Source organism: Pseudomonas sp. GL_117, from assembly GCF_057835125.1.
Window position 1 is genome coordinate 3,159,844 of record NZ_CM174418.1, and the last position, 25,093, is coordinate 3,184,936.

The 25,093-nt window shown below is 60.3% G+C and carries 26 protein-coding genes; 12 read left to right on the forward strand and 14 right to left on the reverse strand.

Annotated elements, in window-relative coordinates:
* Positions 1-68: 68 nt before the first annotated feature.
* Positions 69-761 (forward strand): aspartate/glutamate racemase family protein, encoded by a 693-nt coding sequence (locus AC3ISR_RS14070; RefSeq protein WP_192300034.1) that lies wholly within the window; start codon positions 69-71, stop codon positions 759-761.
* Here AC3ISR_RS14070 and AC3ISR_RS14075 read toward each other — a convergent pair.
* The 4 genes from AC3ISR_RS14075 to AC3ISR_RS14090 form a co-directional block, all read right to left on the reverse strand.
* A complete protein-coding gene (locus AC3ISR_RS14075) occupies positions 758-1,270 on the reverse strand; it encodes a GNAT family N-acetyltransferase (RefSeq protein WP_463983758.1) in 513 nt (170 codons plus the stop codon). The genes AC3ISR_RS14070 and AC3ISR_RS14075 overlap by 4 nt on opposite strands.
* Positions 1,271-1,331: 61 nt before the next feature.
* Positions 1,332-2,396, reverse strand: coding sequence for a DUF1176 domain-containing protein (locus tag AC3ISR_RS14080; RefSeq protein ID WP_463983759.1), 1,065 nt, complete (start codon positions 2,394-2,396; stop codon positions 1,332-1,334).
* Positions 2,397-2,450: 54 nt separating this feature from the next.
* Positions 2,451-3,590 carry a glycerate kinase gene (locus AC3ISR_RS14085; protein ID WP_192300031.1) on the reverse strand — a complete coding sequence of 380 codons (1,140 nt, stop codon included), beginning with the start codon at positions 3,588-3,590 and terminating at the stop codon, positions 2,451-2,453.
* Between the two features lie 91 nt (positions 3,591-3,681).
* Complete coding sequence (locus AC3ISR_RS14090) at positions 3,682-4,788, reverse strand: sugar diacid recognition domain-containing protein (RefSeq protein ID WP_192300030.1); 1,107 nt, start codon at positions 4,786-4,788, stop codon at positions 3,682-3,684.
* A 160-nt stretch (positions 4,789-4,948) separates the two neighbouring features.
* On the opposite strand from AC3ISR_RS14090, the gene AC3ISR_RS14095 reads away from it, so the two are divergent.
* The gene (locus tag AC3ISR_RS14095) at positions 4,949-6,259 is read left to right on the forward strand and encodes an MFS transporter (RefSeq protein ID WP_192300029.1); all 1,311 of its coding nucleotides are present in this window, start codon (positions 4,949-4,951) and stop codon (positions 6,257-6,259) included.
* Positions 6,260-6,403: 144 nt separating this feature from the next.
* Here AC3ISR_RS14095 and AC3ISR_RS14100 read toward each other — a convergent pair whose 3' ends face one another.
* A complete protein-coding gene (locus tag AC3ISR_RS14100; RefSeq protein ID WP_463983761.1) occupies positions 6,404-7,108 on the reverse strand; it encodes an SDR family oxidoreductase in 705 nt (234 codons plus the stop codon).
* 101 nt (positions 7,109-7,209) lie between these two features.
* On the opposite strand from AC3ISR_RS14100, the gene AC3ISR_RS14105 reads away from it, so the two are divergent.
* The 3 genes from AC3ISR_RS14105 to rarD all read left to right on the forward strand — a co-directional run bounded on the left by AC3ISR_RS14105 (position 7,210) and on the right by rarD (position 10,251).
* Positions 7,210-8,112 (forward strand): LysR family transcriptional regulator, encoded by a 903-nt coding sequence (locus tag AC3ISR_RS14105; protein WP_192300027.1) that lies wholly within the window; start codon positions 7,210-7,212, stop codon positions 8,110-8,112.
* 82 nt (positions 8,113-8,194) lie between these two features.
* Positions 8,195-9,205: an aldo/keto reductase gene (locus tag AC3ISR_RS14110; protein ID WP_226456825.1), complete on the forward strand. Its 1,011-nt coding sequence runs from the start codon at positions 8,195-8,197 to the stop codon at positions 9,203-9,205.
* A 164-nt stretch (positions 9,206-9,369) separates the two neighbouring features.
* Complete coding sequence (gene rarD, locus AC3ISR_RS14115) at positions 9,370-10,251, forward strand: EamA family transporter RarD (protein ID WP_192300025.1); 882 nt, start codon at positions 9,370-9,372, stop codon at positions 10,249-10,251.
* A gap of 54 nt (positions 10,252-10,305) precedes the next feature.
* Here rarD and hppD read toward each other — a convergent pair whose 3' ends face one another.
* On the reverse strand, positions 10,306-11,382 hold the full coding sequence (gene hppD, locus AC3ISR_RS14120) for a 4-hydroxyphenylpyruvate dioxygenase (protein ID WP_192300024.1): 1,077 nt from the start codon (positions 11,380-11,382) through the stop codon (positions 10,306-10,308).
* Positions 11,383-11,631: 249 nt separating this feature from the next.
* Positions 11,632-12,546, reverse strand: a complete 915-nt coding sequence (locus AC3ISR_RS14125; RefSeq protein WP_192300023.1) for a DMT family transporter — start codon at positions 12,544-12,546, stop codon at positions 11,632-11,634.
* A gap of 75 nt (positions 12,547-12,621) precedes the next feature.
* On the opposite strand from AC3ISR_RS14125, the gene AC3ISR_RS14130 reads away from it, so the two are divergent.
* From AC3ISR_RS14130 to AC3ISR_RS14140, 3 genes are all read left to right on the forward strand, one after another.
* Positions 12,622-13,491, forward strand: a complete 870-nt coding sequence (locus AC3ISR_RS14130; protein WP_192300022.1) for a LysR family transcriptional regulator — start codon at positions 12,622-12,624, stop codon at positions 13,489-13,491.
* 118 nt (positions 13,492-13,609) lie between these two features.
* Positions 13,610-15,151, forward strand: coding sequence for an EAL domain-containing protein (locus AC3ISR_RS14135; RefSeq protein ID WP_192300021.1), 1,542 nt, complete (start codon positions 13,610-13,612; stop codon positions 15,149-15,151).
* 198 nt (positions 15,152-15,349) lie between these two features.
* On the forward strand, positions 15,350-15,715 hold the full coding sequence (locus AC3ISR_RS14140; RefSeq protein ID WP_192300020.1) for a histone-like nucleoid-structuring protein, MvaT/MvaU family: 366 nt from the start codon (positions 15,350-15,352) through the stop codon (positions 15,713-15,715).
* A 112-nt stretch (positions 15,716-15,827) separates the two neighbouring features.
* On the opposite strand, the gene AC3ISR_RS14145 is transcribed toward AC3ISR_RS14140, so the two are convergent.
* Positions 15,828-16,364, reverse strand: coding sequence for a DUF4946 domain-containing protein (locus AC3ISR_RS14145; RefSeq protein WP_463983762.1), 537 nt, complete (start codon positions 16,362-16,364; stop codon positions 15,828-15,830).
* Positions 16,365-16,559: 195 nt separating this feature from the next.
* Here AC3ISR_RS14145 and gloA point away from each other — a divergent pair, with 195 nt between their 5' ends.
* The gene (gene gloA, locus AC3ISR_RS14150) at positions 16,560-17,081 is read left to right on the forward strand and encodes a lactoylglutathione lyase (RefSeq protein ID WP_012724171.1); all 522 of its coding nucleotides are present in this window, start codon (positions 16,560-16,562) and stop codon (positions 17,079-17,081) included.
* A 50-nt stretch (positions 17,082-17,131) separates the two neighbouring features.
* On the opposite strand, the gene ahpF is transcribed toward gloA, so the two are convergent.
* The 3 genes from ahpF to AC3ISR_RS14165 all read right to left on the reverse strand — a co-directional run bounded on the left by ahpF (position 17,132) and on the right by AC3ISR_RS14165 (position 20,438).
* Positions 17,132-18,688, reverse strand: coding sequence for an alkyl hydroperoxide reductase subunit F (gene ahpF, locus AC3ISR_RS14155; protein ID WP_463983763.1), 1,557 nt, complete (start codon positions 18,686-18,688; stop codon positions 17,132-17,134).
* Positions 18,689-18,808: 120 nt separating this feature from the next.
* Entirely contained in the window at positions 18,809-19,372 is a 564-nt protein-coding gene (gene ahpC, locus AC3ISR_RS14160) for an alkyl hydroperoxide reductase subunit C (RefSeq protein ID WP_010210361.1), read from the reverse strand.
* A 133-nt stretch (positions 19,373-19,505) separates the two neighbouring features.
* On the reverse strand, positions 19,506-20,438 hold the full coding sequence (locus AC3ISR_RS14165; protein WP_463983765.1) for a site-specific integrase: 933 nt from the start codon (positions 20,436-20,438) through the stop codon (positions 19,506-19,508).
* A gap of 170 nt (positions 20,439-20,608) precedes the next feature.
* On the opposite strand from AC3ISR_RS14165, the gene AC3ISR_RS14170 reads away from it, so the two are divergent.
* Entirely contained in the window at positions 20,609-21,616 is a 1,008-nt protein-coding gene (locus tag AC3ISR_RS14170; protein WP_463983766.1) for a DNA-binding protein, read from the forward strand.
* Here AC3ISR_RS14170 and gorA read toward each other — a convergent pair whose 3' ends face one another.
* Together gorA and galU are read right to left on the reverse strand one after the other, a co-directional pair.
* Positions 21,617-22,975, reverse strand: coding sequence for a glutathione-disulfide reductase (gorA, locus tag AC3ISR_RS14175; RefSeq protein ID WP_463983767.1), 1,359 nt, complete (start codon positions 22,973-22,975; stop codon positions 21,617-21,619).
* Positions 22,976-23,081: 106 nt separating this feature from the next.
* A complete protein-coding gene (gene galU, locus AC3ISR_RS14180) occupies positions 23,082-23,921 on the reverse strand; it encodes a UTP--glucose-1-phosphate uridylyltransferase GalU (RefSeq protein WP_003212579.1) in 840 nt (279 codons plus the stop codon).
* 309 nt (positions 23,922-24,230) lie between these two features.
* Between galU and AC3ISR_RS14185 the strand changes: the two genes are divergently transcribed.
* Together AC3ISR_RS14185 and AC3ISR_RS14190 are read left to right on the forward strand one after the other, a co-directional pair.
* Entirely contained in the window at positions 24,231-24,416 is a 186-nt protein-coding gene (locus tag AC3ISR_RS14185) for a hypothetical protein (RefSeq protein ID WP_012724166.1), read from the forward strand.
* Positions 24,417-24,560: 144 nt separating this feature from the next.
* Positions 24,561-24,842 (forward strand): hypothetical protein, encoded by a 282-nt coding sequence (locus AC3ISR_RS14190; RefSeq protein ID WP_192300014.1) that lies wholly within the window; start codon positions 24,561-24,563, stop codon positions 24,840-24,842.
* 1 nt (position 24,843) lies between these two features.
* Here AC3ISR_RS14190 and AC3ISR_RS14195 read toward each other — a convergent pair whose 3' ends face one another.
* Complete coding sequence (locus tag AC3ISR_RS14195) at positions 24,844-25,074, reverse strand: hypothetical protein (RefSeq protein WP_489324257.1); 231 nt, start codon at positions 25,072-25,074, stop codon at positions 24,844-24,846.
* Positions 25,075-25,093 lie beyond the last annotated feature (19 nt).

The window sequence follows — 25,093 nt, forward strand, 5'->3', positions numbered from 1 at the left end:
GCAACTGCGTATGACTAATCCGTGGTCGATGGGTAAGGTGGGCCGACTACCCCTGTCAGGAGCATCGCATGCGCACCATCGGCCTTATCGGCGGCATGAGCTGGGAGTCCAGCGCCGAGTACTACCGCCTCATCAACCAGCAGGTGCGTGAGCAACTGGGCCCGCTGCGCTCGGCGCCACTGTTGATGTACAGCGTGGACTTCGGCCCGGTGGCGCAGGCACAACACGCCGGGCGTTGGGACGACGCCGCGCTGATCCTCGAAGAGGCTGCGCGGCGCCTGCAAGCCGGCGGGGCCGACTGCGTCGTGCTGTGTACCAACACCATGCATCTGGTGGCGCCGCGTATCGAGGCGGCAGTGTCGATTCCGTTTCTGCACATCGCCGATGCGGCGGGGTTGGCCGCTGTTGCAGCAGGCACCTTGACCGTTGGTTTGCTGGGCACGGCGTTCACCATGGAACAGGACTTTCTCAAGTCGCGCCTGGCCGACCACGGTTTGAGCGTGCTGGTGCCCGACGCGGACGAGCGCCAAGCGGTGCACCGGATCATTTACGAGGAGTTGTGTGTCGGCGTGATCAGCGAAGCCTCGCGCCAGGTCTACCAACGGGTGATCGAGTCCCTGGCCGCGCGCGGCGCCCAGGCAATCATTCTCGGATGTACGGAAATCGGCTTGCTGATCAAGCCGCAGCACAGCAAGTTGCCGCTGTTGGACACCACCGAGCTGCATGCGCAGGCTGCGGTGGCGTTCGCGTTGCAGGACTAGGCGGATTGGCGCAGGCGCGCCATGCTCACGGTGTCGACGAACGCGCCGTCACGCACGGCGTAATCGCGCATGCGCCCTTCCACCTCGAAACCGAACTTGCGGTACAACTGCTGCGCGGCTTCGTTGTCGGCGTACACCGTCAGCTCTACCCGGCGCAGGTTCATCCAGTTGTCGGCCACGTCCAGCGCGGCCGCCAGCAGGCGCGAGCCCACGCCCTTGCCCTGCCAGGCCGGGGCCACGCCCATGCCGAACGATCCGACATGGCTGCGGCGCACACGCAGCACTTGTTCCAGGCCGAGTTGGCCGATCACTTCCCCACCATGCACCGCCACCAGCTGTAGGCGTCGCTCGTTGTCCATTTCCAGCTTGTTGCGCCACGCCTCAATCGATTGGAAAGGCATTTGCAGCACCTGACGGCACACGGCCGGTTCGTTATAGAGCGCGGCGACGCCCTCCAGGTGGGCCTCGGTAAAACGCTGGATGACGATATGGGGTTCAGGCGCGTGCATTGTGTTTCATCCTTTGAAAGACAAGTGGCCGCCCAGTGTAGAGGCCACGCCCGCCCGCTGGCTAGGGTGCCGGCTGAGTCGTCCACAACGACGGCCAATCGCCATAAGCCACGCCGGTGCAGCGCGGCATTACATGAAACTCGCTGAGCTGGAACGTCTTGCCGTCAAACACCCAGACGCCACCGCCACCACAGTCTCCGATCCCACGCTGCTTGTAGAAGTAACTGAGGGTGCCGGTGCTTTCGTCGTAGCCGACCGAGCCTTGCAGCTCCGCCGCGTCCAGCGGCAATGGCTGCAGTTTCAGCTGAGTTTGTTTGTAGGGCGCTTGTCGTTCACGGCGGCTGACATCGAACTCGCAGTTGTAGGCTGCGCAGTCATAACGCGTGACAGTCATCGCTTCCTTCTCTGACAGCGCGCCCACGTTGGCTTCGGCTTCACCTTCCTCCGGCGTGACCGCCTGCAATGCGGCGGCGACCAGCCCGGCTTGTTCTGTCGCGCTCAGCGGTGGCGCGGTTTCGAACCGACGCAGCACGGGGGTCGGCAAGCGCGGCGGCACTTCACTCGCGGCCCCCTTGCCCGGCCGTGCAAGTGCGGTGACGTTATCCACCCGCCCTTGTACCGCATCCATCAACAGCAACGCTGCACTCAGCCCGCTCAGCGATACGTGGGCCTCGTCCTCGCCCGGCAACTGCAAGCGCTGGCCATTGCGCAAACGCTGCAACAGACGCCGCGCCGCGGCCTCTTCGATCACGCCGTAGGACTGCATGTCGGGATCGCCACCCTGATCGTCCAGCTCGACGTGCAAGTCGCGGGTCAGGTCCGGCCCCAGTGGCTGACCGTCCAGCCGCAGGGTGGAAAGGTCCACGGCCTGGCCGCGATGGTCAAAGCGCAAACGCAGATAGCCTTCAGGCCCGGCCTGATGCCAGAGATGCAAGGTCAGCGAGCTGTAGTCCTCTTCGTCGACGCCGCTGGGCGCGCTGAGGGCGTGGCAATTGCGCAGGTTGTCGCAACCGATGACCCACTGCTTGATTTCCCGCAGCAATGGCACGGTTTCCACAGGCGGTTGAGCCAAGGCTTGAGGGGTGATAGCGGCCAGCAACAGGGCCGGGAGTGAGCGGCGCAGCATGGGGACTCTCCGTGTCGAAAAAGGCGCGGATTGTCCCATGTCTGGGGCGTTGCGTCAGCGTCGAGCGGCAGTGCGCCACACCCGCGCAATATCCGCGGCCCGTTCGCGCAACAACCGTGGTGCCTCGCTGCACGCCTGCTCCAGGCTCATCGGACCGGACGGCAAGGCGAACGCGGCATCGACACCGTGGGCATACATTTGCGCATAACCGTCGCCAAGGGTGCCCGCGATGACGATCACCGGCACATTGTGCCGCTGGGCGATACGCGCCACGCCAAACGGAGTTTTGCCGCGCAGGGTCTGGGCGTCGAAGCGACCTTCGCCGGTGATCACCAGGTCGGCACCGCGCACGGCGGCGTCGAGGCCGACCAGGTCGGCGACGACTTCCACACCGGCGCGAAACTGTGCGCCGAGGAAGGCTTTGGCGGCGAAACCGAGGCCACCGGCCGCACCACTGCCGGGTTCGTCGCGCACGTCTTTGCGCAGGACTTGGGCGCAGTGGTCGGCGTAGTGACTGAGGGCGGCATCCAGTTGTTGCACTTGCGTGGGATCGGCACCTTTTTGCGGGCCAAAGATGGTCGAGGCACCGTGAGGGCCACACAGTGGGTTATTGACGTCGGCGGCGATTTCAAAGCGCACCTCGGCCAGGCGTGGGTCAAGCCGCTCGAGATTGATCCGGGCCAGGCGCGACAAGGCCAGGCCACCCGGTGGCAACGGCTGGTCCTGGGCGTCGAACAACTGCACGCCAAGCGCCTGCATCGCGCCGGCGCCACCGTCATTGGTGGCGCTGCCGCCAATCGCCAGGATGATGCGCTGTGCACCCAGGTCGAGTGCGGCGCGAATCAGTTCGCCGGTGCCGAATGTGGTGCTGCAACAGGCGTCTCGCTGCCCTGGCGGCACCCGTTGCAGGCCGCTGGCTTCGGCCATTTCGATGATCGCCGTGTGGCTGTCGGCCAGCCAGCCCCAACGCGCGTCAACCGTACCGCGCAGTGGCCCCTGCACTGTTTGGCTGCGCAGTTCGCCGTTACAGGCGGCGAGTACCGATTCAACCGTGCCTTCACCCCCATCCGCCATTGGGCACTGGACCAACTGCGCGTCCGGCCAGACGTCGGCCAAGCCTTGGGCAATAGCCTGGGCGACGCCTTCGGCACTCAGGCTGTCCTTGAACGAGTCGGGGGCGATGATGATCTTCATGGGCTTTCTCCGGTTTTTATAACGCCCATGCTGCCAGTTGGCAGCGCCGATGACGCCGGTCCGATGCACAAGTACCGCTGGGCTTTGTTGTTCATTCCGACAAAGCCTGGGGCAACAGCTGAACACCGAGGTAGAGCGCGAGCATGCCGTCCAGGGTCAGTGGGTCGACGCCACTGAGTTCGGCGATGCGCTCCATGCGGTAACGCAAACTGTTGCGATGGATGCCCAGGGCATCGGCGCAGGCCTGACTTTGCCCGTCGTGCTCGCACCAACTGCGCAGGGTTGCCTGCAATTGGCCGTTGGCGTCCTTGGCCAGCACCTTGCGCAGGGGGTTGAGCAACTCGTCGAGGGCATCATCGTTGCGGTGGCGCCAGAGCATGACCGGCAGGCGAAAGCGGTTGAGGGTCAGCAGCCGTGTGTGCGGCAGGACATCGCGGCCATAGGCGAGCAAATCGCCGACGCGGCGGTAGCAACGGCGCAGCCCGGGCAAACCGTCGGCTTGCCCGCCGACGGCGACGCGCAGGATATTCCAGCCCTGGCCTTCGAGCTTTTCCAGCAACCGTGGGTTATCCACCGGCAGGGCTGCCGGGCGGCACCAGAGCAGGGAAAACTGCGCCGAGCTGACACACCAGCTGTCGGGGTAGCGCGAGGTCAGCCAGGCATTCAAGGCTTCTGCCGATTGGCCCGGGCCCAGTTCAAACAGGTACGGCGTGCGTGCCAGTTGCGGTTTGAGCCCCAGTTGCTGGGCTTCGTCCACCAGACGGGGGGAGTCGCCGGTTTCGGCCAGCAGCAACGCCAGCAGATCGTCGCAACGCTGGCGCCGCCATTGTTGCTCGGCCTGCTGATGGCGATGGCTGACCAGCATTTCAGCGGTCATGCGCACCAGCTCGGCGTAGGTGCGCAAGCCTTCCGGTTCGCCGGTGATGCCGAGTACGCCGATCAGGCGCTGGTCATGCAGCAGCGGCAGGTTGATCCCCGGCTGCACGCCCTTGAGGTGCTTGGCGGTCTGCCCATCGATTTCCACCACACGCCCATTGGCCAGCACCAGTTGCGCGCCTTCATGACGGGTATTGATGCGCTCCGGCTCGCCGCTGCCGAGAATCAGCCCCTGACTGTCCATGACGTTGACGTTGTAGGGCAGGATGGCCATGGTGCGATCGACAATATCCTGCGCCAAGTCATGATCCAGCTCGAACATGGGGCTATTTTCCTGAAAAAGCGGGTTGTTCACCGGCACAGCGCAAAGGGAGGTTCACTGTGCGCGAGCACAAAGACAGTACCCCGTCACGTCACCGAGACTGTTTAGGCGATCAACGTTACCCTCGCATCGCGAAAAATCATAATAAAGAGAGACTGCCATGTCACAGAGCGCCACTGCCGCACTGGCTACCGATGACGATAAAAACGCCATCTACAAGCGCATCACCCTGCGCCTGATCCCCTTCATTTTCATCTGCTATCTGTTCAATTACCTCGACCGGGTAAACGTTGGCTTTGCCAAGTTGCAGATGCTCGATGCCTTGAAGTTCAGCGAAACCGTGTACGGCCTGGGTGCCGGGATCTTCTTTATCGGTTACGTGCTGTGCGGCGTGCCGAGCAACCTGGCACTGACCAGGTTCGGGCCGCGGCGCTGGATTGCGCTGATGATGATCGTGTGGGGCACCTTGTCTACGTGCCTGCTGTTCGTCACCACGCCGACGCACTTCTATACCCTGCGTCTGTTTACCGGGGCTGCCGAGGCCGGGTTCTTTCCGGGGGTGGTGCTGTATCTCTCGCAGTGGTTCCCGACGTTCCGACGTGGGCGGATCATGGCGCTGTTCATGTCGGCGATTCCGGTCTCGGGCTTGCTGGGCAGCCCGTTCTCCGGCTGGATCCTCAATCACTTCGCCGCCGGCCAGGGTGGCCTCGCCGGCTGGCAATGGATGTTCCTGCTGCAAGGCATCCCGACCGTGATCCTTGGTGGCCTGGCTTACTTCCTGCTCAGTGACAGTTTCGCCAACGCCAAGTGGCTCAAGCCCCACGAGCGTGCGGTACTGGAGGCCGATCAGGCGACTGACCTGGCCAACAAGCCCAAGACCACCACCGACTCCCTCGCCGAAGTGTTCAAGAACCCGGCGATCTGGGCGTTTGGCCTGATTTACTTCTGCATTCAGAGCGGCGTCTACGCGATCAACTTCTGGCTGCCGTCGATCATCAAGAACCTGGGCTTCAGCGATAACCTGGTAATCGGCTGGCTCAGTGCAATCCCGTATCTGTTGGCGGCGGTCTTCATGCTGCTGGTGGGGCGCTCCGCCGACTTGCGCAAGGAGCGTCGTTGGCACCTGGTGGTGCCGATGTTGATGGGGGCGATAGGTCTGGTGATTGCGGTGAACTTTGCCACGACGCCAGCCATTGCGATTCTTGGCCTGACCATCGCAACGATGGGCGCCCTCACTGGCCTGCCGATGTTCTGGCCGGTCCCGACCGCCCTGCTCAGCGCAGGCGCGGCGGCAGGTGGCTTGGCGTTGATCAACTCCATGGGACAGATGGCCGGGTTCCTCAGCCCCTATATCGTCGGCTTTGTGAAGGATGCCACCGGGTCGACGGACATGGCGTTGTACCTGCTGGCGGCGGTGATTGTGGCCGGTAGCGTGCTGGCCCTGCGCATGACCCGCAGCCTCAAGGTTTAACGCGGCCCATGTAGGAGATGCGGTGTGTGGGAGTGGGCTTGCTCACGAAAGCGGTGGGTCAGTGAATACACCTTTGACTGATACACCGCTTTCGCGAGCAAGCCCGCTCCCACACAAGCCCACTCCCACAGGCCTATTGCGCAGTTACAACAGGCCGCCGCCGTCGATGTCGATGACACTGCCGGTGATGTAGCCGTTTTCCATGGCCAGCACGTAACCTGCCGCCACTTCTTCCGCCTGCCCTACCCGACCAACCGGCAACGCGCTGCCCGCCTTGGCGAACATCGCCAGTCGCTGCTCTTCGGCCAAGCCTGCATACGCGGGCGTATCAATCACCCCCGGGCTGATCACATTGACCCGACGCGGCGCCAGCTCCTTGGCCAATTGTTTGCCCAGTGCTTCGGTCGCGGCATTGATGCCGATCTTGATGAACTGCCCCGGCACCACTTTGCGGCCCAACTGCCCGGAAGTCAGGCTGATGCTGCCATGCGCATCAAGGAATGGCAGCGCCAGTTGGATCGCACGCAACGAGCCCCAGAGTTTGACGTTGAAGTTGTCCTGGGCCTCGTTCAGATCGGTGTCTATCAGAGCCTTGGCGCGTACGTTCGGTCCCGAGGTGTAGACCAGATGATCAAAATGCCCGACGCTTTCGAACAGGCGCTGTAGGGAGGCTGCGTCGGTGACATCCACCGGCTCGCTGCGCAGCCCGTGTTCGGCGCCCGACGTCAGGCGGCGGCCAGCCAATACCACGTGGGCGCCTCGGGCGGCGGCGGCCTTGGCCACGGCCGCACCTATACCGCTGCTGCCACCAATGACGATCACGGTTTTGCCGTTCAGGGGAGAAGTCATGAAGAACTGTCCTGGTTGAGAAAGTGAGCGTTCATCTTCTCAGCTTGGTAATCGGCGAAAAATCCCGGTAAAACGACAAGATCTTTAAAGGATTTTTATAAATGAGCTCGATCCTTGATCTGGAAGTCTTCGTGCGCACCGCCGACACCGGCAGCCTTTCAGCGGCTGCGCGAGGCCTGAACCTGACGCCTGCGGCCGCGAGCATCGCCCTCAAGCGCCTGGAGACGCGCCTGGGTTTTCGCCTGCTGGCCCGTTCTACACGCAGCATGCGCCTGACCGAAGAAGGCCGGCGCTACCTCGACAGCGTGCGCGTGGCGCTGGCCGCCTTGTCGGAGGGCGAGCAGGCGCTGAAGCAGCAAAACCAAGGCCTGAGCGGCCTGCTGCAAGTGGCCGCGCCATCGGACTTCGGGCGCAATGTGGTGCTCGGTTGGCTGGATGAGTTCAAGGCCCAACACCCCAATATCCGCCTGCAACTGATGCTCAACGACAGCAATGCCGACCTGTTCCGCGAAACCATCGACATCGCCCTGCGCTTTGGCGTGCCCCAGGACTCCAGCCTGGTGGCGCTGCCGATCGCCCCCGAGCATTGCCGCGTCGCCGTCGCCAGCCCTGCGTACCTGGCACGCCACGGTACGCCCCAGGCGCCCCTGGAGCTGTCGCAGCACAGCGCGCTGCGGTACATGCGCCAAGGCCAGATCAGCAAAACCTGGCGTTTTCGCCGCGCCAACGAGTTGCAAGACGTCGACGTGAGCGGAGATTTCCTCAGTGATGACGGCGAAATCGTACGCCGCTGGGCATTGGCCGGGCACGGTATTGCCTACAAGGCCAGGCTGGATGTCATCGGCGATATTCGCGCTGGCCGGCTGCTGGCGCTGTTCGAGGATTGGCAGGGAGAGCCCGCCCCCTTGAACCTGATGTGCCCACATCGGCTGCAAGTGTCGGAGCGGGTGAAGGTGCTGCATCGATTTCTCCAGGAGCGTTGCCAGGCCTTGCTGAGCACATGAAGAAACGCGTGCGGGGCTTGTTCCAGAGCCTGCGAGTCTGGTATTGCATAACCCACGTTTCACCGCCAGAAAGGAGCTATCCATGATCTACCGCACATTGGGCCAGTCCGGCTTGAAGGTCAGCGCCTTGACCCTGGGCACCATGATGTTTGGCGAGCAGACCAACACCGAGGACTCGCTGCGCATCATCGACAAGGCCTGGGACCAGGGCATCAATTTTATCGACACCGCTGACGTCTATACCGGTGGGCGCTCCGAGGAAATCGTCGGCGAGGCCATCGCCCGTCATCGTGACGATTGGATCGTCGCCTCCAAAGTCGCGATCGGCCCCACCGATGGCCTGCCCAACCGCAGCGGCCTGAGCCGCAAGCGCATTTTCAATGCCCTGGAAGCCAGCCTGACCCGCCTCGATACCGACTACCTGGACATCTATTACCTGCACCGCGAAGACCATGACACGCCGCTGGAAGTGACCATCTCGGCGATTGGCGACCTGATCCGCCAGGGCAAGATACGTTACTGGGGGCTGTCCAACTACCGTGGCTGGCGCATTGCCGAAGTGATCCGGGTGGCCGAGCGCCTGGGTGTCGACAAGCCGGTGATCAGCCAGCCGCTGTACAACATCGTCAACCGTCAGGCCGAGGTCGAGCAACTCACGGCAGCGGCGGCCTATGGCTTGGGCGTGGTGCCTTACAGCCCACTGGCGCGGGGTGTGCTCAGCGGCAAGTACGCGCCGGATGTCACACCCGAAGCCGGCAGCCGCGCCGCGCGCCAGGACAAGCGCATCCTCGAAACCGAATGGCGCGTGGAGTCGCTGCGCATCGCCCAACAGATCCAGCAATACACCCAGGGGCGTGGCGTGGGGATCGTCGAATTTGCGATTGCGTGGGTGTTGAACAACGCCGCGGTGAGCTCGGCGATTGTCGGACCGCGTACCGAAGCACAGTGGGATGCCTACATTGGGGCGCTGGAGGTGAAGGTCACGGCAGCGGATGAGGCGTTTATCGATTCGCTGGTGACGCCGGGGCATTCGTCTACGCCGGGGTTCAACGATGTCGGGCATTTTGTGTCGGGCCGAGTCGCACGGACGTAACCGCACTGTCGTGACCAGGGCGCTTGCTGTGGCGAGCGTCCTTGGGACAGATTGGACGGGCGGGAGATTTTCCTGGAAAACGCCCCAAAACAGCGCACCTCTTTCACGCCAAAAGCACCATAATCCCCTCCTCTCTTGTCTCAATCGGTTTTCGCGAGGACTGCGTGTCTAAAGGTGTGGTGTTATCGGTGTTGGCCTCGGTGTTGTTTGCCGTGATGTATTACTTCACATCACTGCTCACGCCATTGAGCGGCCTGGAGATTTTCGGCTGGCGCATGCTGCTGACTGTGCCGTGCATGACGGTGTTCATGATCATCAGCGGCGAATGGCGACGGGTGTGGGAATTGCTGCAGATGCTTGCACACAAGCCGCGGCTGATCGGTGGTGTGCTGCTGTCTTCGGCGTTGCTGGGCGTGCAGTTGTGGCTGTTCATGTGGGCGCCGCTCAATGGGCGCAGCCTGGATGTATCGGTGGGGTATTTCCTGTTGCCGCTGACCATGGTGCTGACCGGACGCCTGGTGTATGGCGAGCGCTTGTCGCGCCTGCAGCAGATCGCAGTGTTTTTTGCCGGGCTCGGGGTGTTGAACGAGCTGTATCAGGCCGGTGGTTTTTCCTGGGCGACCTTGGTGGTGATCATCGGTTACCCCGTCTATTTCATCGTGCGCAAGTACCTGACCACCGACCACTTGGGCGGGCTGTGGCTGGATATGGCGTTGATGCTGCCCGTGGCATGGTGGTTCGTGCAGCACGGCGAGCAAGGTTTTGCGGTGATGGACAGCCATCCCAAGTTGTATGGGTTGATTCCCATGCTTGGGGTGATCAGTGCATCAGCGCTGGTGAGTTACATCATTGCCAGCCGCTTGCTGGCATTCAGTTTGTTCGGGCTGCTCAGTTATGTGGAACCTGTGCTACTGCTGGGCGTGGCGCTGATCCTGGGTGAAGGGATCAAGGGTGGCGAATGGCTGACCTATATCCCCATCTGGCTGGCGGTGATGGTGCTGGTGTACGAGGGCTTCAAGCATCTGGTACGCCAGCGCAAGGCATGAATGACAGGCCTGAAAAAACCCGGTGAATACCGGGTTTTTTATTTTTCGAGGACGTCAGTCGGTGGCCAACACGCCACGACGCACCTGATCCCGCTCAATCGACTCGAACAATGCCTTGAAGTTGCCTTCGCCGAATCCATCGTCGCCCTTGCGCTGGATGAACTCGAAGAACACCGGGCCCATCAGGGTTTCCGAGAAGATCTGCAGCAGCAGGCGCTTGTCGCCTTCGATGGACGAACCGTCCAGCAGAATGCCACGGGCTTGCAGTTGGTCTACCGGCTCGCCGTGGTTCGGCAGGCGGCCTTCGAGCATTTCGTAGTAGGTGTCCGGCGGTGCGGTCATGAAGCGCATGCCGATATTCTTCAGCTTGTCCCAGGTCTTGACCAGGTCGTCGGTGAGGAATGCCACGTGCTGGATGCCCTCGCCGTTGAACTGCATCAGGAACTCTTCGATCTGCCCGGCGCCCTTGGAGGACTCCTCGTTCAGCGGGATGCGGATCATGCCGTCCGGGGCGCTCATGGCCTTGGACGTCAGGCCGGTGTACTCGCCCTTGATGTCGAAGTAGCGCGCTTCGCGGAAATTGAACAGTTTTTCGTAGAAGTTCGCCCAATAGGCCATGCGCCCACGGTAGACGTTGTGGGTCAGGTGGTCGATGACCTTGAGGCCGGCGCCTTGGGGGTTGCGGTCCACGCCATCGAGGAAAACGAAGTCGATGTCGTAGATCGAGCTGCCTTCGCCGAAACGGTCGATCAGATACAGCGGCGCACCGCCGATGCCTTTGATGGCCGGCAGGTTCAGTTCCATCGGGCCGGTCTCGATATGGATCGGCTGCGCGCCCAGCTCAAGGGCGCGGTTATAGGCTTGTTGCGAGTCCTTGACGCGAAACGCCATGCCGCATACCGACGGGCCGTGTTCGGCCGCGAAGTAGGACGCGATGCTGTGGGGTTCGTTGTTGAGGATCAGGTTGATTTCGCCCTGGCGATACAGGTGCACGTTCTTCGAACGGTGGGTCGCCACTTTGCTGAAGCCCATGATCTCGAAGATCGGCTCCAGGACGCCCGGCGTTGGCGATGCGAATTCGATGAATTCAAAGCCCATCAGGCCCATTGGGTTTTCGTATAGATCTGCCATGATTTGGCGCCTCATCATTTCTTGTCATTAGCCATCGAGTTATGTGCGAGCAAGGATGAGGTCTGACGGTGGCGCGCAGGAAAGGCCTCGCACACTGCGGGCGAGGAAGTCACCAAAGATGAGGGGGGAGCCGAGTAGCTTCATGGTTACATCAGTCTCTGACGGCCGAGGCTTGCGTGAGCGCAAGTCCATATTCTTGTATGCGTAAATCGATTCTACACAGCGTAACAGTATTTGTCCGTACTCTTATCAAATCCCCATTGCCCTGGGCTGCGCAAGGGGTTTGTTGCACAGGTAGATGCCCAGCAGGATCAGTGCACCGCCCAGCAGCATGGGCGCCGTCAGTTGCTCGCCGAGCATTAGTGCGCCGCAGATCACCGCGGTCAGTGGGTTGAGTGCAATAAAGACCCCGGCGCGGGTTGCACCGATGCGGCGGATACCGTCGTACCAGGCGATGTAGGCCAGTGCCGAGCCCAATACGCCGAGGTACAGCAGGCTGAGCCACTGCGGCAGATGGATCGCGGCCACCGCGGCCAGCGTGAGTTTGCCGCTGACGGCCGTGACGCTCGCGAGCATGGCGGTACCCAGCAGGATGGACCACGTTACTGTTTGCAACGGCCCCAGGCTTTGGTTGAGGGTTCGTGAACACAGCGAGTACACGCCCCACCCCACCACGCAGCCGAACACCAGCACGTCGCCCAGCCAGGCCTGGTCGGTACTGATGAGTAGCTGTGGATTACGGCTGATGATGACCACACCCGCCCCGCCCAGGCACAAGGCAATCCCCAGGCATTTGCCGGCGCCCAAGCGTTCTTTGAACAGCAGCCACGCGGCCAAGCCGATAACCGCCGGGTTCAGTGCAACGATCAAGGATGCCCGCGACGCATTGATGTAGTGCAGGCCATAGAAAAAACACAGGTTGTAGAAAAAAATCCCGAAGAACCCCAGCACGGCCAGCTGCAACAGTTGCCCACCGCGCGGCCGCACCAGGCGCACGCGGGTAGCGCCCATGAAGCCCAGCAGCGCGGCGCTGGCCAACATAAACCGCAGGGTCGCCGCCAGCAGCGGGTCGACGCCGGTAGCCAGGTAACGTCCGGCAACGAAAGTGGCGCCCCAGATCATGGTCACGGCGCAAAGCTTCAGGTAGGTCAGGCGGTCAGTCATCAACGAGGCTCTTTACGGAGGATATTGGCGTATCCTCCGGGTAATGATCGATCATCGTAAAATGAGTAAATACTCATGACGCTCACGCAACTGGAAATATTCTCGCGGGTGGCGGAGCTGCACAGCTTCACCAGCGCAGCGCATCGGCTGGGTATCAGCCAATCGGCGGTATCCCATGCCATCAAGGCCCTTGAGCAGGAACTGGGCGTCGAATTGTTTCGGCGGCATCAGGCCCAGATCGAACTCAGCGATATCGGCCAGCAACTGGTCATGCGGGCCCGCACGCTGTTGGGCGTGGCCAACACCCTACAACAGGAAGCCTCCGATGCCCGCGGTATGAAACGTGGCACGTTGCGCATCGGCTCTTTCGGCCCCACTGCGTCCAACCGCTTGCTACCGCCCATCCTCACGCAGTTTCGCCACGAACATCCCGGGATTGAAGTGCACGTGGATGAAGGGCCGGACCGCCAGGTGCTGCAATGGCTGGACGAGCGGCGGGTCGATGTGGGTTTCGTGGTGCTCGAACAGGAGCGCCTCGATACCTATGCGTTGTTCAAAGACCAGATGGTCGCCTTGCTGCCGGCGGCACACCCGCTGACCGCGCAGCCTAGCGTGGCGTTGAAGGCGCTGTGCAACGACCCGTTCATACTGACTGAGGCCGGTTCATTGGAGTTGGTCTCACGGCTATTCAGCACTGCGCGACTGACACCCAAAGTACGCTACCGCTGCGCGCAATTGCTCAGTACGCTGGAGGCGGTCAGTCGCGGTGATGGCCTGAGCGTGGTCGCCGAGGCTTCATTGCCGCCAACGCCGGACCCGCGTTATGTCGTGCGCGCCCTGTCCCCACCGGTCGTACGCGAAATCGGCCTGGGGGTGCTGGATCAACGCCAGGCGAGCCCGGCGACCCTGGCGTTCATTCAGATTGCACAACGGATTTATGGGTAGGCGCCTACTGGCCGAACGGCCAGGTACAGCGAGCTTAATTGCGCCGCGCCATCTATCATCGATTTAATCTGAATTGCCATTCGGCGCTTTTCCCACCTTGCAACAGGCCGTTTCTTCCATGCCCCTGACCCTCAACGGCCCGCGAAAACGCGCCACCCGCTCTATGATCACCGTGCTCAGCGGGCTATTACCGATGGTTTTAGGCGTGGTCATTCTGTACTGGCAAGCCGAACGCACCCTACAGCAGAGTACTGCTCAAACCGCCCTTGAAGCGGTGCGTCAATTCGACCTGATGCTCGACAACACCGCCCTCGCCGCCCAGGCCCTGATTCCATTGGCCGGACAGCCCTGTGATAACGCCGCGCAATTGGCGTTGCGTGAACAAGTCACGCGCCGCCCGTTTGTGCGTGCCACGACGTTGTCCTGGCAGAGAAACATCTATTGCAGCTCACTGTTTGGCAGTGAGTACGCGTCGCCGGTGAACCCGGATGACTACGTAGAGGGCAATCTGTGGTTGATGAACGGCAACCCGGTTACCCCCGATACGGCGCTCTTGGTGTATCGCCTGGTCGATGGCGACAAAGCCGCGTTTGCCTCGATTGACGGCTACCACCTGACCAACGCCCTGCGCCTGATCAGCCGCTACGCGCTGCTGGTCCTGCAAGTGGGGCCCAACTGGCTGGACGCCAGCGGCAAGGTGCATGACAGCGCCGTGCCGGAATTTGCCGTGGCGCATCATCATTTGGCCTCCACGCGCTATCACTACAGCGTCGATGCCGGCATGCCGTCCGGTGAGGTGTGGCGCTACATGGAAGCCCGCTACCCGGTGCTGTTCAGCCTGCTGGTGTTTTTCGGGATACTGGCCGGCGTCCTCGCGCATTGGCTGCAAAAGCGCTCCTGCGCGCCGACCCATGAGCTGCAACGGGCGTTGGGCGCCAACGAGTTCATACCGTATTTCCAACCTGTGGTGCGCGGCGATACCCGTGCATGGGCCGGTTGTGAAGTGCTGATGCGTTGGCAGCATCCGAAGGAAGGCCTGGTGCGCCCGGACTTGTTCATTCCCCTGGCCGAGCACTCAGGCCTGATCGTGCCGATGACCCGCGCCCTGCTGCGCCAGACCGCTGCGCAGTTGGCACCGCACGCCGAGCGCTTCAGCCCGGGCTTCCATATCGGCGTGAACATCACCGCGCGCCATTGCGAAGACCTGGCGTTGGTTGAGGACTGTCGCGAATTCCTCGGCGCCTTCGCGCCTGGCCAGGTCACGCTGGTACTCGAATTGACCGAACGCGAGCTGATCAAGCCGACCGATACAACCCGACGCTTGTTCGACGCCCTGCATGGATTAGGGGTGATGATCGCCATTGATGACTTCGGTACTGGGCATTCCAGCTTGGGTTACTTGCGTAACTTCAATGTCGACTACTTGAAGATTGATCAAAGCTTTGTCGCCATGATCGGTGCGGATGCGCTCTCGCGGCATATTCTCGACAGCATCATAGAACTGTCCGGCAAGCTCGACCTGGGCATCGTTGCCGAAGGCGTGGAAACAGTCGAGCAATGCGAATACCTGGCGGCACAAGGTGTGGACTTCCTGCAAGGTTACCTGTTCGGGCGGCCGTTACCCTGTGATGAATTCATTAAATCGCTGGGCAGCCATTGAATAGCCGGCCACTAACAAGCTGAAATAATGTTGTTTACACAAAAGACGTGATTTACTCGTGGCGGATTAACTACTACAATTTTTCATGCCTGTGCAGAACTCGCAAAAAGCGCCACTTTCTTTAAGTCACCTTAAAGCCGTTGGCTCATAGCTTTGTCTGCAGTTGTATCCGCCAACTACACTATTGGAGTACAGATTTTGTCCAGACTCGCCGAATTTCGCGCAGCAGAAAAAGCCCTTCAAGAGCAGCTGGCCCAGCTGGAGTCGCTGAAGAACGACGCTGGCCTGAAGAAAGAAATCGAATTCGAAGAAAAGCTTCAAGCGCTGATGAAAAGCTACGGCAAAGGCCTGCGCGACATCATCTCCATCCTTGACCCGAACCCGGGCAAGGCCAGCGCTGCAACCGCCAGCGCCCCGAAACAGCGCCGCGCACGTGTGGTCAAGGTCTACCAGAACCCGCACACCGGCGAACTGATCGAGACCAAAGGCGGCAACCACCGCGGCCTGAAAGCCTGGAAAGAACAGTACGGCGCCGCCACTGTAGATTCCTGGCTTCGCGGCTGATCAACACGCACTAACAAAGAGCCCCGCACTTGCGGGGCTTTTTTTGCTTCAGGGTTCGAAAACGAACTTAACTAACATTTCATATTGTTCAAACCCGTTCGGTGTATCGCGCTCAAAGTTCCAAGCTGTCACGTACCGAACTGACTTCGTCCTTACTGGCGTCGTACGCTTGGGCTTGGCCTGCGTATGAAAAAACATACGCCTTATCCGCATCAATCGCGCCCACCAATGTTTGCGAAATCACGCGCCGGCCATTCTCGGTAATCACACAAGTAGTTTCCAGGGCGTCGAGACGGCTCAAGGTCGTCGCGTGCATCTTGCTGCACACGCTTTGATAGCCGCTGCGAGCGAAATCTTTCTGGATGGATTTACGCATTTCCATCAATACGCCCTCAAGATTAACTTTGTGCCCCTCTTCAATCGGTGTGCCGGTCAACTCCATGACCATCAGCGTCAAGCCATTTTCATCATTCTTGATCGCGCGCTGGCGCGACACTGCCTGAGGAGGAACGGGCGCCTCGCCGTCGGGTGTGACTTCCTCGACTTGCCAGCCACTGGGCCAATGGATTTGCGGCTCGGTCGCCAATGCAAAGGGGCTGACCAGCAGCAAACACACAGCGCTCAACAACGCTTTACGTAATTCGATCATTGCAAAAAACACCAGAGGGCCAAGCGTTAAAGTTTGAGCCCCGCCCCTGCTGGTCGCAAGGCCTGCGTGGGCTTTTTCATTTGGCGCAGGGGTCGTGGCTTGCGTATCATGGCCCGGCTGCACGGATGCCGGCCGCAAGCCAAGGAACCGCTCCTTATAGGAGTTGCGTTTGCCCCATTTTTTTCTGGAGGGCCCATGAGCCTGCACGAACTGAACACCTTCCCGGGCGTCACCGCCCAACCTGATACCGCGACCGCGAACTTCGTGTTCAATCACACCATGTTGCGGGTCAAAGACATCACCAAGTCGCTGGATTTCTATACGCGCGTCCTGGGTTTCTCGCTGGTTGAGAAGCGTGACTTCCCGGAAGCCGAATTCAGCCTGTACTTCCTGGCCCTGGTGGACAAGTCCCAGATTCCAGCCGACGCGGCTGAGCGCACGCAGTGGATGAAGTCGATCCCGGGCATCCTGGAACTGACCCACAACCACGGCACCGAAAACGACGCCGACTTCGCCTACCACAACGGCAATACCGACCCGCGCGGCTTTGGCCACATCTGCATCTCGGTGCCGGATATTGTTGCCGCCTGCGAACGTTTCGAGGCCCTGGGCTGTGATTTCCAGAAACGCCTGAGCGATGGCCGCATGAAGAGCCTGGCGTTCATCAAGGACCCGGATGCGTACTGGGTCGAAATTATTCAGCCAGCACCGCTGTAAACAAAAAACCCCATGATCACTCATGGGGTTTTTCATTTCAGCCAGGCAACTTACGACGTACGGATCAAGTGATCAAAAGCACTCAGGGAAGCCTTGGCGCCCTCGCCTACGGCAATCACGATCTGCTTGTAAGGCACAGTCGTTACATCACCGGCGGCGAACACCCCTGGCAGTGACGTCTCGCCACGGGCATCGACGATGATCTCGCCACGGGGCGACAGTTCGACAGTGCCTTTGAGCCAGTCGGTGTTGGGCAGCAAACCGATCTGTACGAAAATGCCTTCCAGGTCGACCGTCTTGAACTCGCCGCTGTCGCGATCCTTGTAGGCCAGGCCGGTAACTTTCTGGCCATCGCCTTTGACTTCGCTGGTCAGCGCGCTGGTAATCACATCCACGTTGGGCAGGCTGTGCAGCTTGCGTTGCAACACCGCGTCGGCGCGCAGCTTGCTGTCGAACTCCAGCAAGGTTACGTGGCTGACAATACCGGCCAGGTCGATGGCCGCTTCCACGCCAGAGTTACCGCCGCCAATCACCGCCACGCGTTTGCCCTTGAACAGCGGACCATCACAGTGCGGGCAGAAGCACACGCCCTTGGCTTTGTATTCCTGCTCGCCCGGCACGCCCATTTCACGCCAACGGGCGCCAGTGGCCAGGATCATGGTCTTGGACTTGAGGGTCGCACCGCTTTCGAAGCGGATTTCGTGCAGTTCACCGGGGTTCTTCGCCGGGATCAGGGCACTGGCGCGCTGCAAGTTCATGATGTCTACGTCGTACTGACGCACATGCGCCTCAAGGGCACTGGCCAGTTTCGGCCCTTCGGTTTCCTGTACCGAGATAAAGTTCTCGATGGACATGGTGTCCAGCACTTGGCCACCAAACCGCTCCGCGGCGACACCCGTGCGGATGCCTTTACGCGCAGCGTAGATCGCAGCGGACGAACCGGCCGGACCGCCACCCACGACGAGCACATCAAATGCGTCTTTGGCGCTGATCTTCTCGGCGGCTTTTTCGAGGCCGCTGGTATCGAGCTTGGCGAGGATTTCTTCCAGGCCCATGCGGCCCTGACCGAAGTTCACACCGTTGAGGTAAACGCTTGGCACCGCCATGATCTGGCGCTCGTCCACTTCTGCCTGGAACAGCGCGCCGTCGATGGCGACGTGGCGGATATTCGGGTTGAGCACGGCCATCAGGTTCAGCGCCTGGACCACATCCGGGCAGTTCTGGCAGGACAGCGAGAAGTACGTCTCGAAGTTGAACTCGCCTTTCAGGGCGCGGATCTGTTCAATCACCTCGACACTGGCCTTCGACGGGTGGCCACCGACTTGCAGCAGGGCCAGCACCAGCGAAGTGAATTCATGGCCCATCGGGATGCCGGCAAAACGCAGGCTGATTTCGGCACCCGGGCGATTGATCGAAAACGACGGTTTGCGCGCATCATTGCCATCGGTTTTCAGGGTGATCAGCGTGGTGAGGCTGGTAACGTCCTGCAACAGGGCCAGCATTTCCTGGGATTTCGCGCCGTCATCGAGGGAGGCGACGATCTCAATCGGCTGGGTGACCCGTTCCAGGTATGACTTCAACTGAGCTTTAAGATTGGCGTCCAACATACGGGCGATTTCCTTTAATTCTGGGTAAAAAAAACGCCCGAGCGAATCTCGCCCGGGCGTTTTTGAGGGCGGTTGCAGCTGACTTAAGGTGCGGATACCCGCCCTGGATACTTCATTGACTTAGATCTTGCCGACCAGGTCCAGGGACGGAGCCAGGGTAGCCTCGCCTTCTTTCCACTTGGCTGGGCACACTTCGCCCGGGTGGGCAGCGACATACTGGGCAGCCTTGATTTTGCGCAACAGCTCGGAAGCGTCACGGCCAACACCGCCGTCGTTCAGCTCAACGATCTTGATCTGACCTTCTGGGTTGATCACGAAAGTACCGCGGTCAGCCAGGCCTGCTTCTTCGATCAGCACGTCGAAGTTGCGGGAGATGGTCAGGGTCGGGTCGCCGATCATGGTGTACTGGATCTTGCCGATGGCTGGCGAGGTGTTGTGCCACGCAGCGTGGGCAAAGTGGGTGTCGGTGGAAACGCTGTAGATTTCGACGCCCAGTTTCTGGAATTCGGCGTAGTTGTCCGCCAGGTCTTCCAGCTCGGTTGGGCAAACGAAGGTGAAGTCGGCTGGGTAGAAGAACACGACGGACCACTTGCCTTTCAGGTCAGCGTCAGACACATCTACGAAGTTGCCGTTTTTGTATGCGGTAGCTTTGAACGGTTTTACTTGGCTGTTGATGATAGGCATCGTTGACTCTCCGTCAGGGGTTAAGAAGTTGATGAAGTGAATCCTACCCAGTCTCGGGGCCGATGGCTCATTGGCAAACCTGATGCTCGCGATTGGCTTTCTCTATCAGCTGACCGTATTAATAGAAGAAATCTTAAAGCAGCGGCTGCGTTGCCAGGGTCATCCCGAGAAAGGGTGTCGCTTCAACATAGCGCATGGCGGATTTCATGTCGCTCCAGCCGACGTAACTCATCAACGACTTCAAATCCCAGCCGCTGCGATGGGCCCAGGTCGCAAAGCCACGGCGCAATGAGTGGCTGGTGTACGCGTCGGCTGCAATACCCGCACGCTCCAACGCCTGGCGCAACAATGGAATTACGCTGTTGGGGTGCAACCCCTCCTCGCTCAGGTTGCCCCAGCGATCAATTCCGCGAAACACCGGGCCACGCACCAGCGCCGAAGCGCTGAGCCACTCTCTGTAGGCCTGCACCGGGCATAGGCGCAGCAACGCTGGGGTCTGATAGGTCTTGCCAAGGTTGTCGCGATCACTTTTGCTGCGCGGCAGATACAGGCTGATGCCGGCGCCAGGGGTGGCCTGCACGTGTTCGATCGCCAGGCGGCAGAGTTCATCACTGCGAAAGCCACGCCAGAAGCCCAACAGAATCAGCGCAGTGTCGCGTTTGGCGCGTAACAGGCGTGGTTGATCGTCGTCTTGAGCGGCGGCTTGCGCTTGAGTCGCCAGAGACGCCACCACCTGTTCCAAGTGCTTTAGTTGCAGTGGCTCGGCCTGCTTCTCTTGTGCCGGATGCACGGCACGAATCCCCTTGAGCACCTTGCGAACCACCGGCGCTTTTGTCGGGTCAGGAAAGCCCTGGCTCGTATGCCACTGCGCCAATGCCGAGAGGCGCAGCTTCAAGGTGTTGATCGCCAGCACTCCGGCATGCGCGACCAGGTAGCGCGCCACGCTGTCACTGGTGGCTGGCAGGAATCCGCCCCAGCTCACTTCGAAATGCTCGATGGCTGCGCGATAGCTGCGCCGCGTGTTGTCGCGGGTGGCGGCATTTAGATAACGGTCCAGATCGCTCATGGGAAGCCTATTCGTACCGCTTGCGTATGTACGCGCGGCTAAAACGTCGATGACACGGGATAATACGCCAATATCCCATCTGTTAATTGATGAATTTCAACGGGTTTTTATTCGTGATAAGGTATGTATCTACATACTACGTACCACAGTACTAAATCGACGGAGACCCCATGGCGCGCGGCGGCATTAATAAGGCAGTAGTTCAAACGGCACGCTTGGCGATTCTGGCTCGCGGCGAGAACCCCAGCATCGACGCTGTGCGCATCGAGATGGGCAATACCGGCTCGAAAACCACGATTCATCGTTATTTGAAGGAGCTGGACGAAAGCGAAAGCCGCCAGACCATCACCCAGGCCCCTATCGACGATGAGCTGGGCGAACTGGTGGCACGCCTGGCCCAGCGCCTGAAAGAAAAAGCCCAGGAGCCTATCGACCTGGCCCAGGCCCAGTTCGAGCAGGAGAAAACCGCCCTGCTCGCCCAGCTGGAAGCACTGGAAGAGGCCCACAGCCAGCTCAAGCAACAATTCAACATCCAAGCCGCCGCCCTGGCCGAAGAAAGCGCCGCGCTGCAAACCGCCAGTAGCAGCCTGCAGGCCGAGCAGACCCGCAATGCCGGCCTGAGCCAGGCGTGCAGCGATTACGAGTTGCGCATTAACGACAAGGACGAGCAGATCCGCTCACTGGAAGACAAGCACCTGCACGCGCGCGATGCGTTGGAGCATTACCGCGATGCGGTCAAGGATCAGCGCGAACAGGAACAGCGGCGCCACGAAGGTCAACTGCAACAGGTCCAGGCTGAATTGCGCCAGGCCCAGCAGAGCGCCATGGTGCGCCAGGATGAAATCACTCAACTGCATCGGGACAATGAGCGCCTGTTGATTGAGCAGCGCGTCATAACAAAGGAACTGGCGGCACTGCAGGAGCAAGCGCGCAAAGACCAGGCTCAGCAACTAAAACTGAGCGAGCAGGTGAGCGTGATAGAGAGTGAGCGCACCCTGCTTCAGGAGCGCCTGCGCGTTGCCGTGCTGGATAGCCAGTCCCGCCAGGAGGCCCTGACCGGATACCAGCACGCCAATAAGGCCCTGGAACTGGACCTTATCAAGGCCCAGGCCAGTATCGAGGCATTGCGCCTGGCGGCCGCCGTTGCAACGACCCCAGAGGCAACGCCAAACGCCTGATCAGTCCGCCACAGGCGTGCGCATGGTGACGAATTCTTCCGCCGCCGTAGGATGTACGCCGATGGTCTCATCGAAATGCCGCTTGGTCGCGCCGGCCTTGAGCGCGATCGCCAAGCCTTGCACGATCTCGCCGGCATCCGGGCCGACCATATGGCAGCCCAGCACCTTGTCGGTGTCGGCGTCGACCACCAGTTTCATCAAGGTTTTCTCCTGGCACTCGGTCAAGGTCAATTTCATCGGCCGGAAGCGGCTTTCGAAGACTTGCACCTTGTGGCCGTTTTGCTTCGCCTCTTCTTCCGTCAACCCTACGGTGCCAATGTTCGGCAGGCTGAACACTGCCGTCGGAATCATTGCGTAATCCACCGCACGGTACTGCTCCGGCTTGAACAAGCGCCGTGCGACTGCCATGCCTTCAGCCAGGGCAACCGGCGTCAGTTGCACACGGCCGATCACATCGCCAATAGCCAGGATTGAAGGGTCGGCGGTCTGGTACAGGTCATCCACTTCGACGAAGCCACGCTTGTCGAGTTTGACGCCGGTGTTTTCCAGGCCCAGGCTGTCCAGCATCGGGCGACGACCAGTGGCATAGAACACGCAATCGGCTTCCAGTACGCGCCCGTCTTTCAGGGTGGCCTTGAGGCTGCCATCGGCTTGCTTGTCGATGCGCTCGATGTCGGCATTGAATTGCAGATCCAGGCCGCGCTTGGTCAGTTCTTCTTTCAGGTGCGTACGCACTGCGCCGTCAAAGCCGCGCAAGAACAGATCGCCGCGATACAGCAGCGAAGTTTTCGCACCCAGACCGTGGAAAATGCCCGCGAACTCAACGGCGATATAACCACCGCCAACGACCAACACACGCTTGGGCAGCTCTTTGAGGAAGAACGCTTCATTGGAGCCAATGGCATGCTCGCGCCCCGGGATTTCCGGGATCTGCGGCCAGCCACCCGTGGCGATCAGGATGTGCTTGGCGGTGAAGCGCTCGCCATTGATTTGCACCTGATGCGGATCAATCAGGCGCGCATGCCCTTCATGCAAGGTCACGCCACTGTTGACCAGCAGGTTGCGGTAGATGCCATTGAGGCGATTGATCTCGCGGTCTTTATTCGCGATCAGTGTCGCCCAATCAAAATTTGCTTCGCCCAACGACCAGCCAAAACCACTGGCCTGCTCGAAGTCCTCGGAAAAATGCGCGCCGTACACCAACAGTTTTTTCGGCACGCAGCCCACGTTTACGCAGGTGCCACCCAGGTAGCGGCTTTCCGCAACGGCCACTTTGGCGCCAAACCCCGCAGCAAAACGCGCAGCGCGAACACCGCCGGAACCGGCACCAATTACATACAGATCAAAATCGTAGGCCATTTCACTCTCCTCGGCAGGCAATCAGCATACCGACTTACATGGGACTGAAAAACGAAAAAGCCACCCTAAGGTGGCTTTCTCTTGAAACAGGTTTGGCAACCGTGGATCAGTAAGCCTTGCCAGTCTTGTAGAAGTGCTCGTAGCAGAAGTTGGTTGCTTCGATGTAGCCTTCAGCGCCACCGCAGTCGAAACGACGACCTTTGAACTTGTAGGCAATCACGCAACCGTCTTTGGCTTGCTTGAGCAAGGCGTCGGTGATCTGGATTTCGCCGCCCTTACCTGGCTCGGTCTCTTCGATCAGCTTGAAGATGTCCGGCGTCAGGATGTAACGGCCGATGATCGCCAGGTTCGACGGGGCATCTTCCGGCGCTGGTTTTTCAACCATGTCGCGTACGCGGATCAGGCCATCACCAATGTCGTCACCGGCAATAACGCCGTACTTGTTGGTTTCTTGAGGATCAACTTCTTGAACGGCAACGATGGTGCAGCGGTATTTCTGATACAGCTTGACCATCTGGGTCAGCACGCCATCACCTTCCAGGTTGACGCACAGGTCGTCTGCCAGGACCACGGCGAACGGTTCGTCACCGATCAGCGGGCGGCCGGTCAGGATGGCGTGGCCGAGGCCTTTCATCTGGGTCTGACGGGTGTAGGAGAACGAGCACTCGTCCAGCAGCTTACGGATACCAACCAGGTATTTTTCCTTGTCGGTGCCTTTGATCTGGTTTTCCAGCTCGTAGCTGATGTCGAAGTGGTCTTCCAGTGCGCGCTTGCCGCGACCGGTCACGATGGAGATTTCGTTCAGGCCGGCATCCAGTGCCTCTTCGACGCCGTACTGAATCAGTGGCTTGTTCACCACCGGCAGCATCTCTTTAGGCATGGCTTTGGTCGCTGGCAGGAAGCGAGTGCCGTAACCGGCTGCTGGGAACAAGCATTTCTTGATCATATAAGTCCTTACAAAGGGCTGTGCGTACGGAATTCGGCGCAGTCTAATCAGGCCGCAGTCACCTTACAATGGGTCCTGCTGGCGTTGCGATGTCAACATAGAGAAAAAATGTCGGCGTAAGTTCCACTAATCTTACGAACAGCGTCACCACCGGCACGGCAAAAAATGCCTGCACCTCACGATTTAAAGGGCTGCAACCTTTGTAGCACGCTTTTCGGCACTGCACATTGACCCGTAATAACTTGGGCGGCGGTGCGACATTTGGCGCTATCATTACCCCCTTGATCCAGACCACGAGATTCTCGATAGATGTCAGAACCAAAAGGCGTAAACGGCTACCTGATCACCAAGCGTGCTGATGGCTGGCACCTGATCAACTTCCACGGTGACAGCGTCGCCGGGGCTTTCGCCAGCGAAAGCCAGGCGATTGCGGTTGCCGAGGTGTTTGTGGATGAAGCCGGCCACGCATCGAGCAAGCGCCCAAAAGGCAAATAAGCCCTGGCGCGCCGCGTAAAAAGCCCCGTTGAACGGGGCTTTTTTGTGTTTGTCTGTACCCAGATGGCAGTTCGCTATAGTCTTGCGCAGACGCCCCACAACCGGGTCCGCGCGTCCTCCAACACCTTCTACGACGACCTATCCATGAATAAGATACTGGCACTGACTGCGGTACTGGCGCTTGCCGGGTGCACCACTACATCTGACGTCTACCTGAAAAACGGCGAACAAGGCCTGACCGTCGACTGCTCGGGCGAGGCCAATTCCTGGGCCAGTTGCTACGAAAAGGCCGACGCCTCGTGTGCAGGCACCGGCTACCGCATCGTCGGCACCGAGGGCACGCCGGCCTTGAGTGAAGACGACAAAACCCTGGGCAAAGACGTCGGCAACTATAAAAGCCGCAGCGTCGTGGTGGTGTGCAAATAGGCTACAGGTGAATCTCGGCGAACTTGATACCTAGCCCGCGCAGGGTTTCGGTCAGGTCATCGAGGCTGGCAAAGGACTCGACTTCATCGTGTTCGTCCACCAGAAAAAAACTGCGCCCGCCGCTTTTCTTGAAGAAGACGATCCACTCGCCAAGGTCGGCGGGATTCTGGATGACATGGGTGGCCGAGATCTGACCCTCGGCGTTACGGGCGGTGACGTGTTCACGTTTCATATCGGATATTCCGTAACGG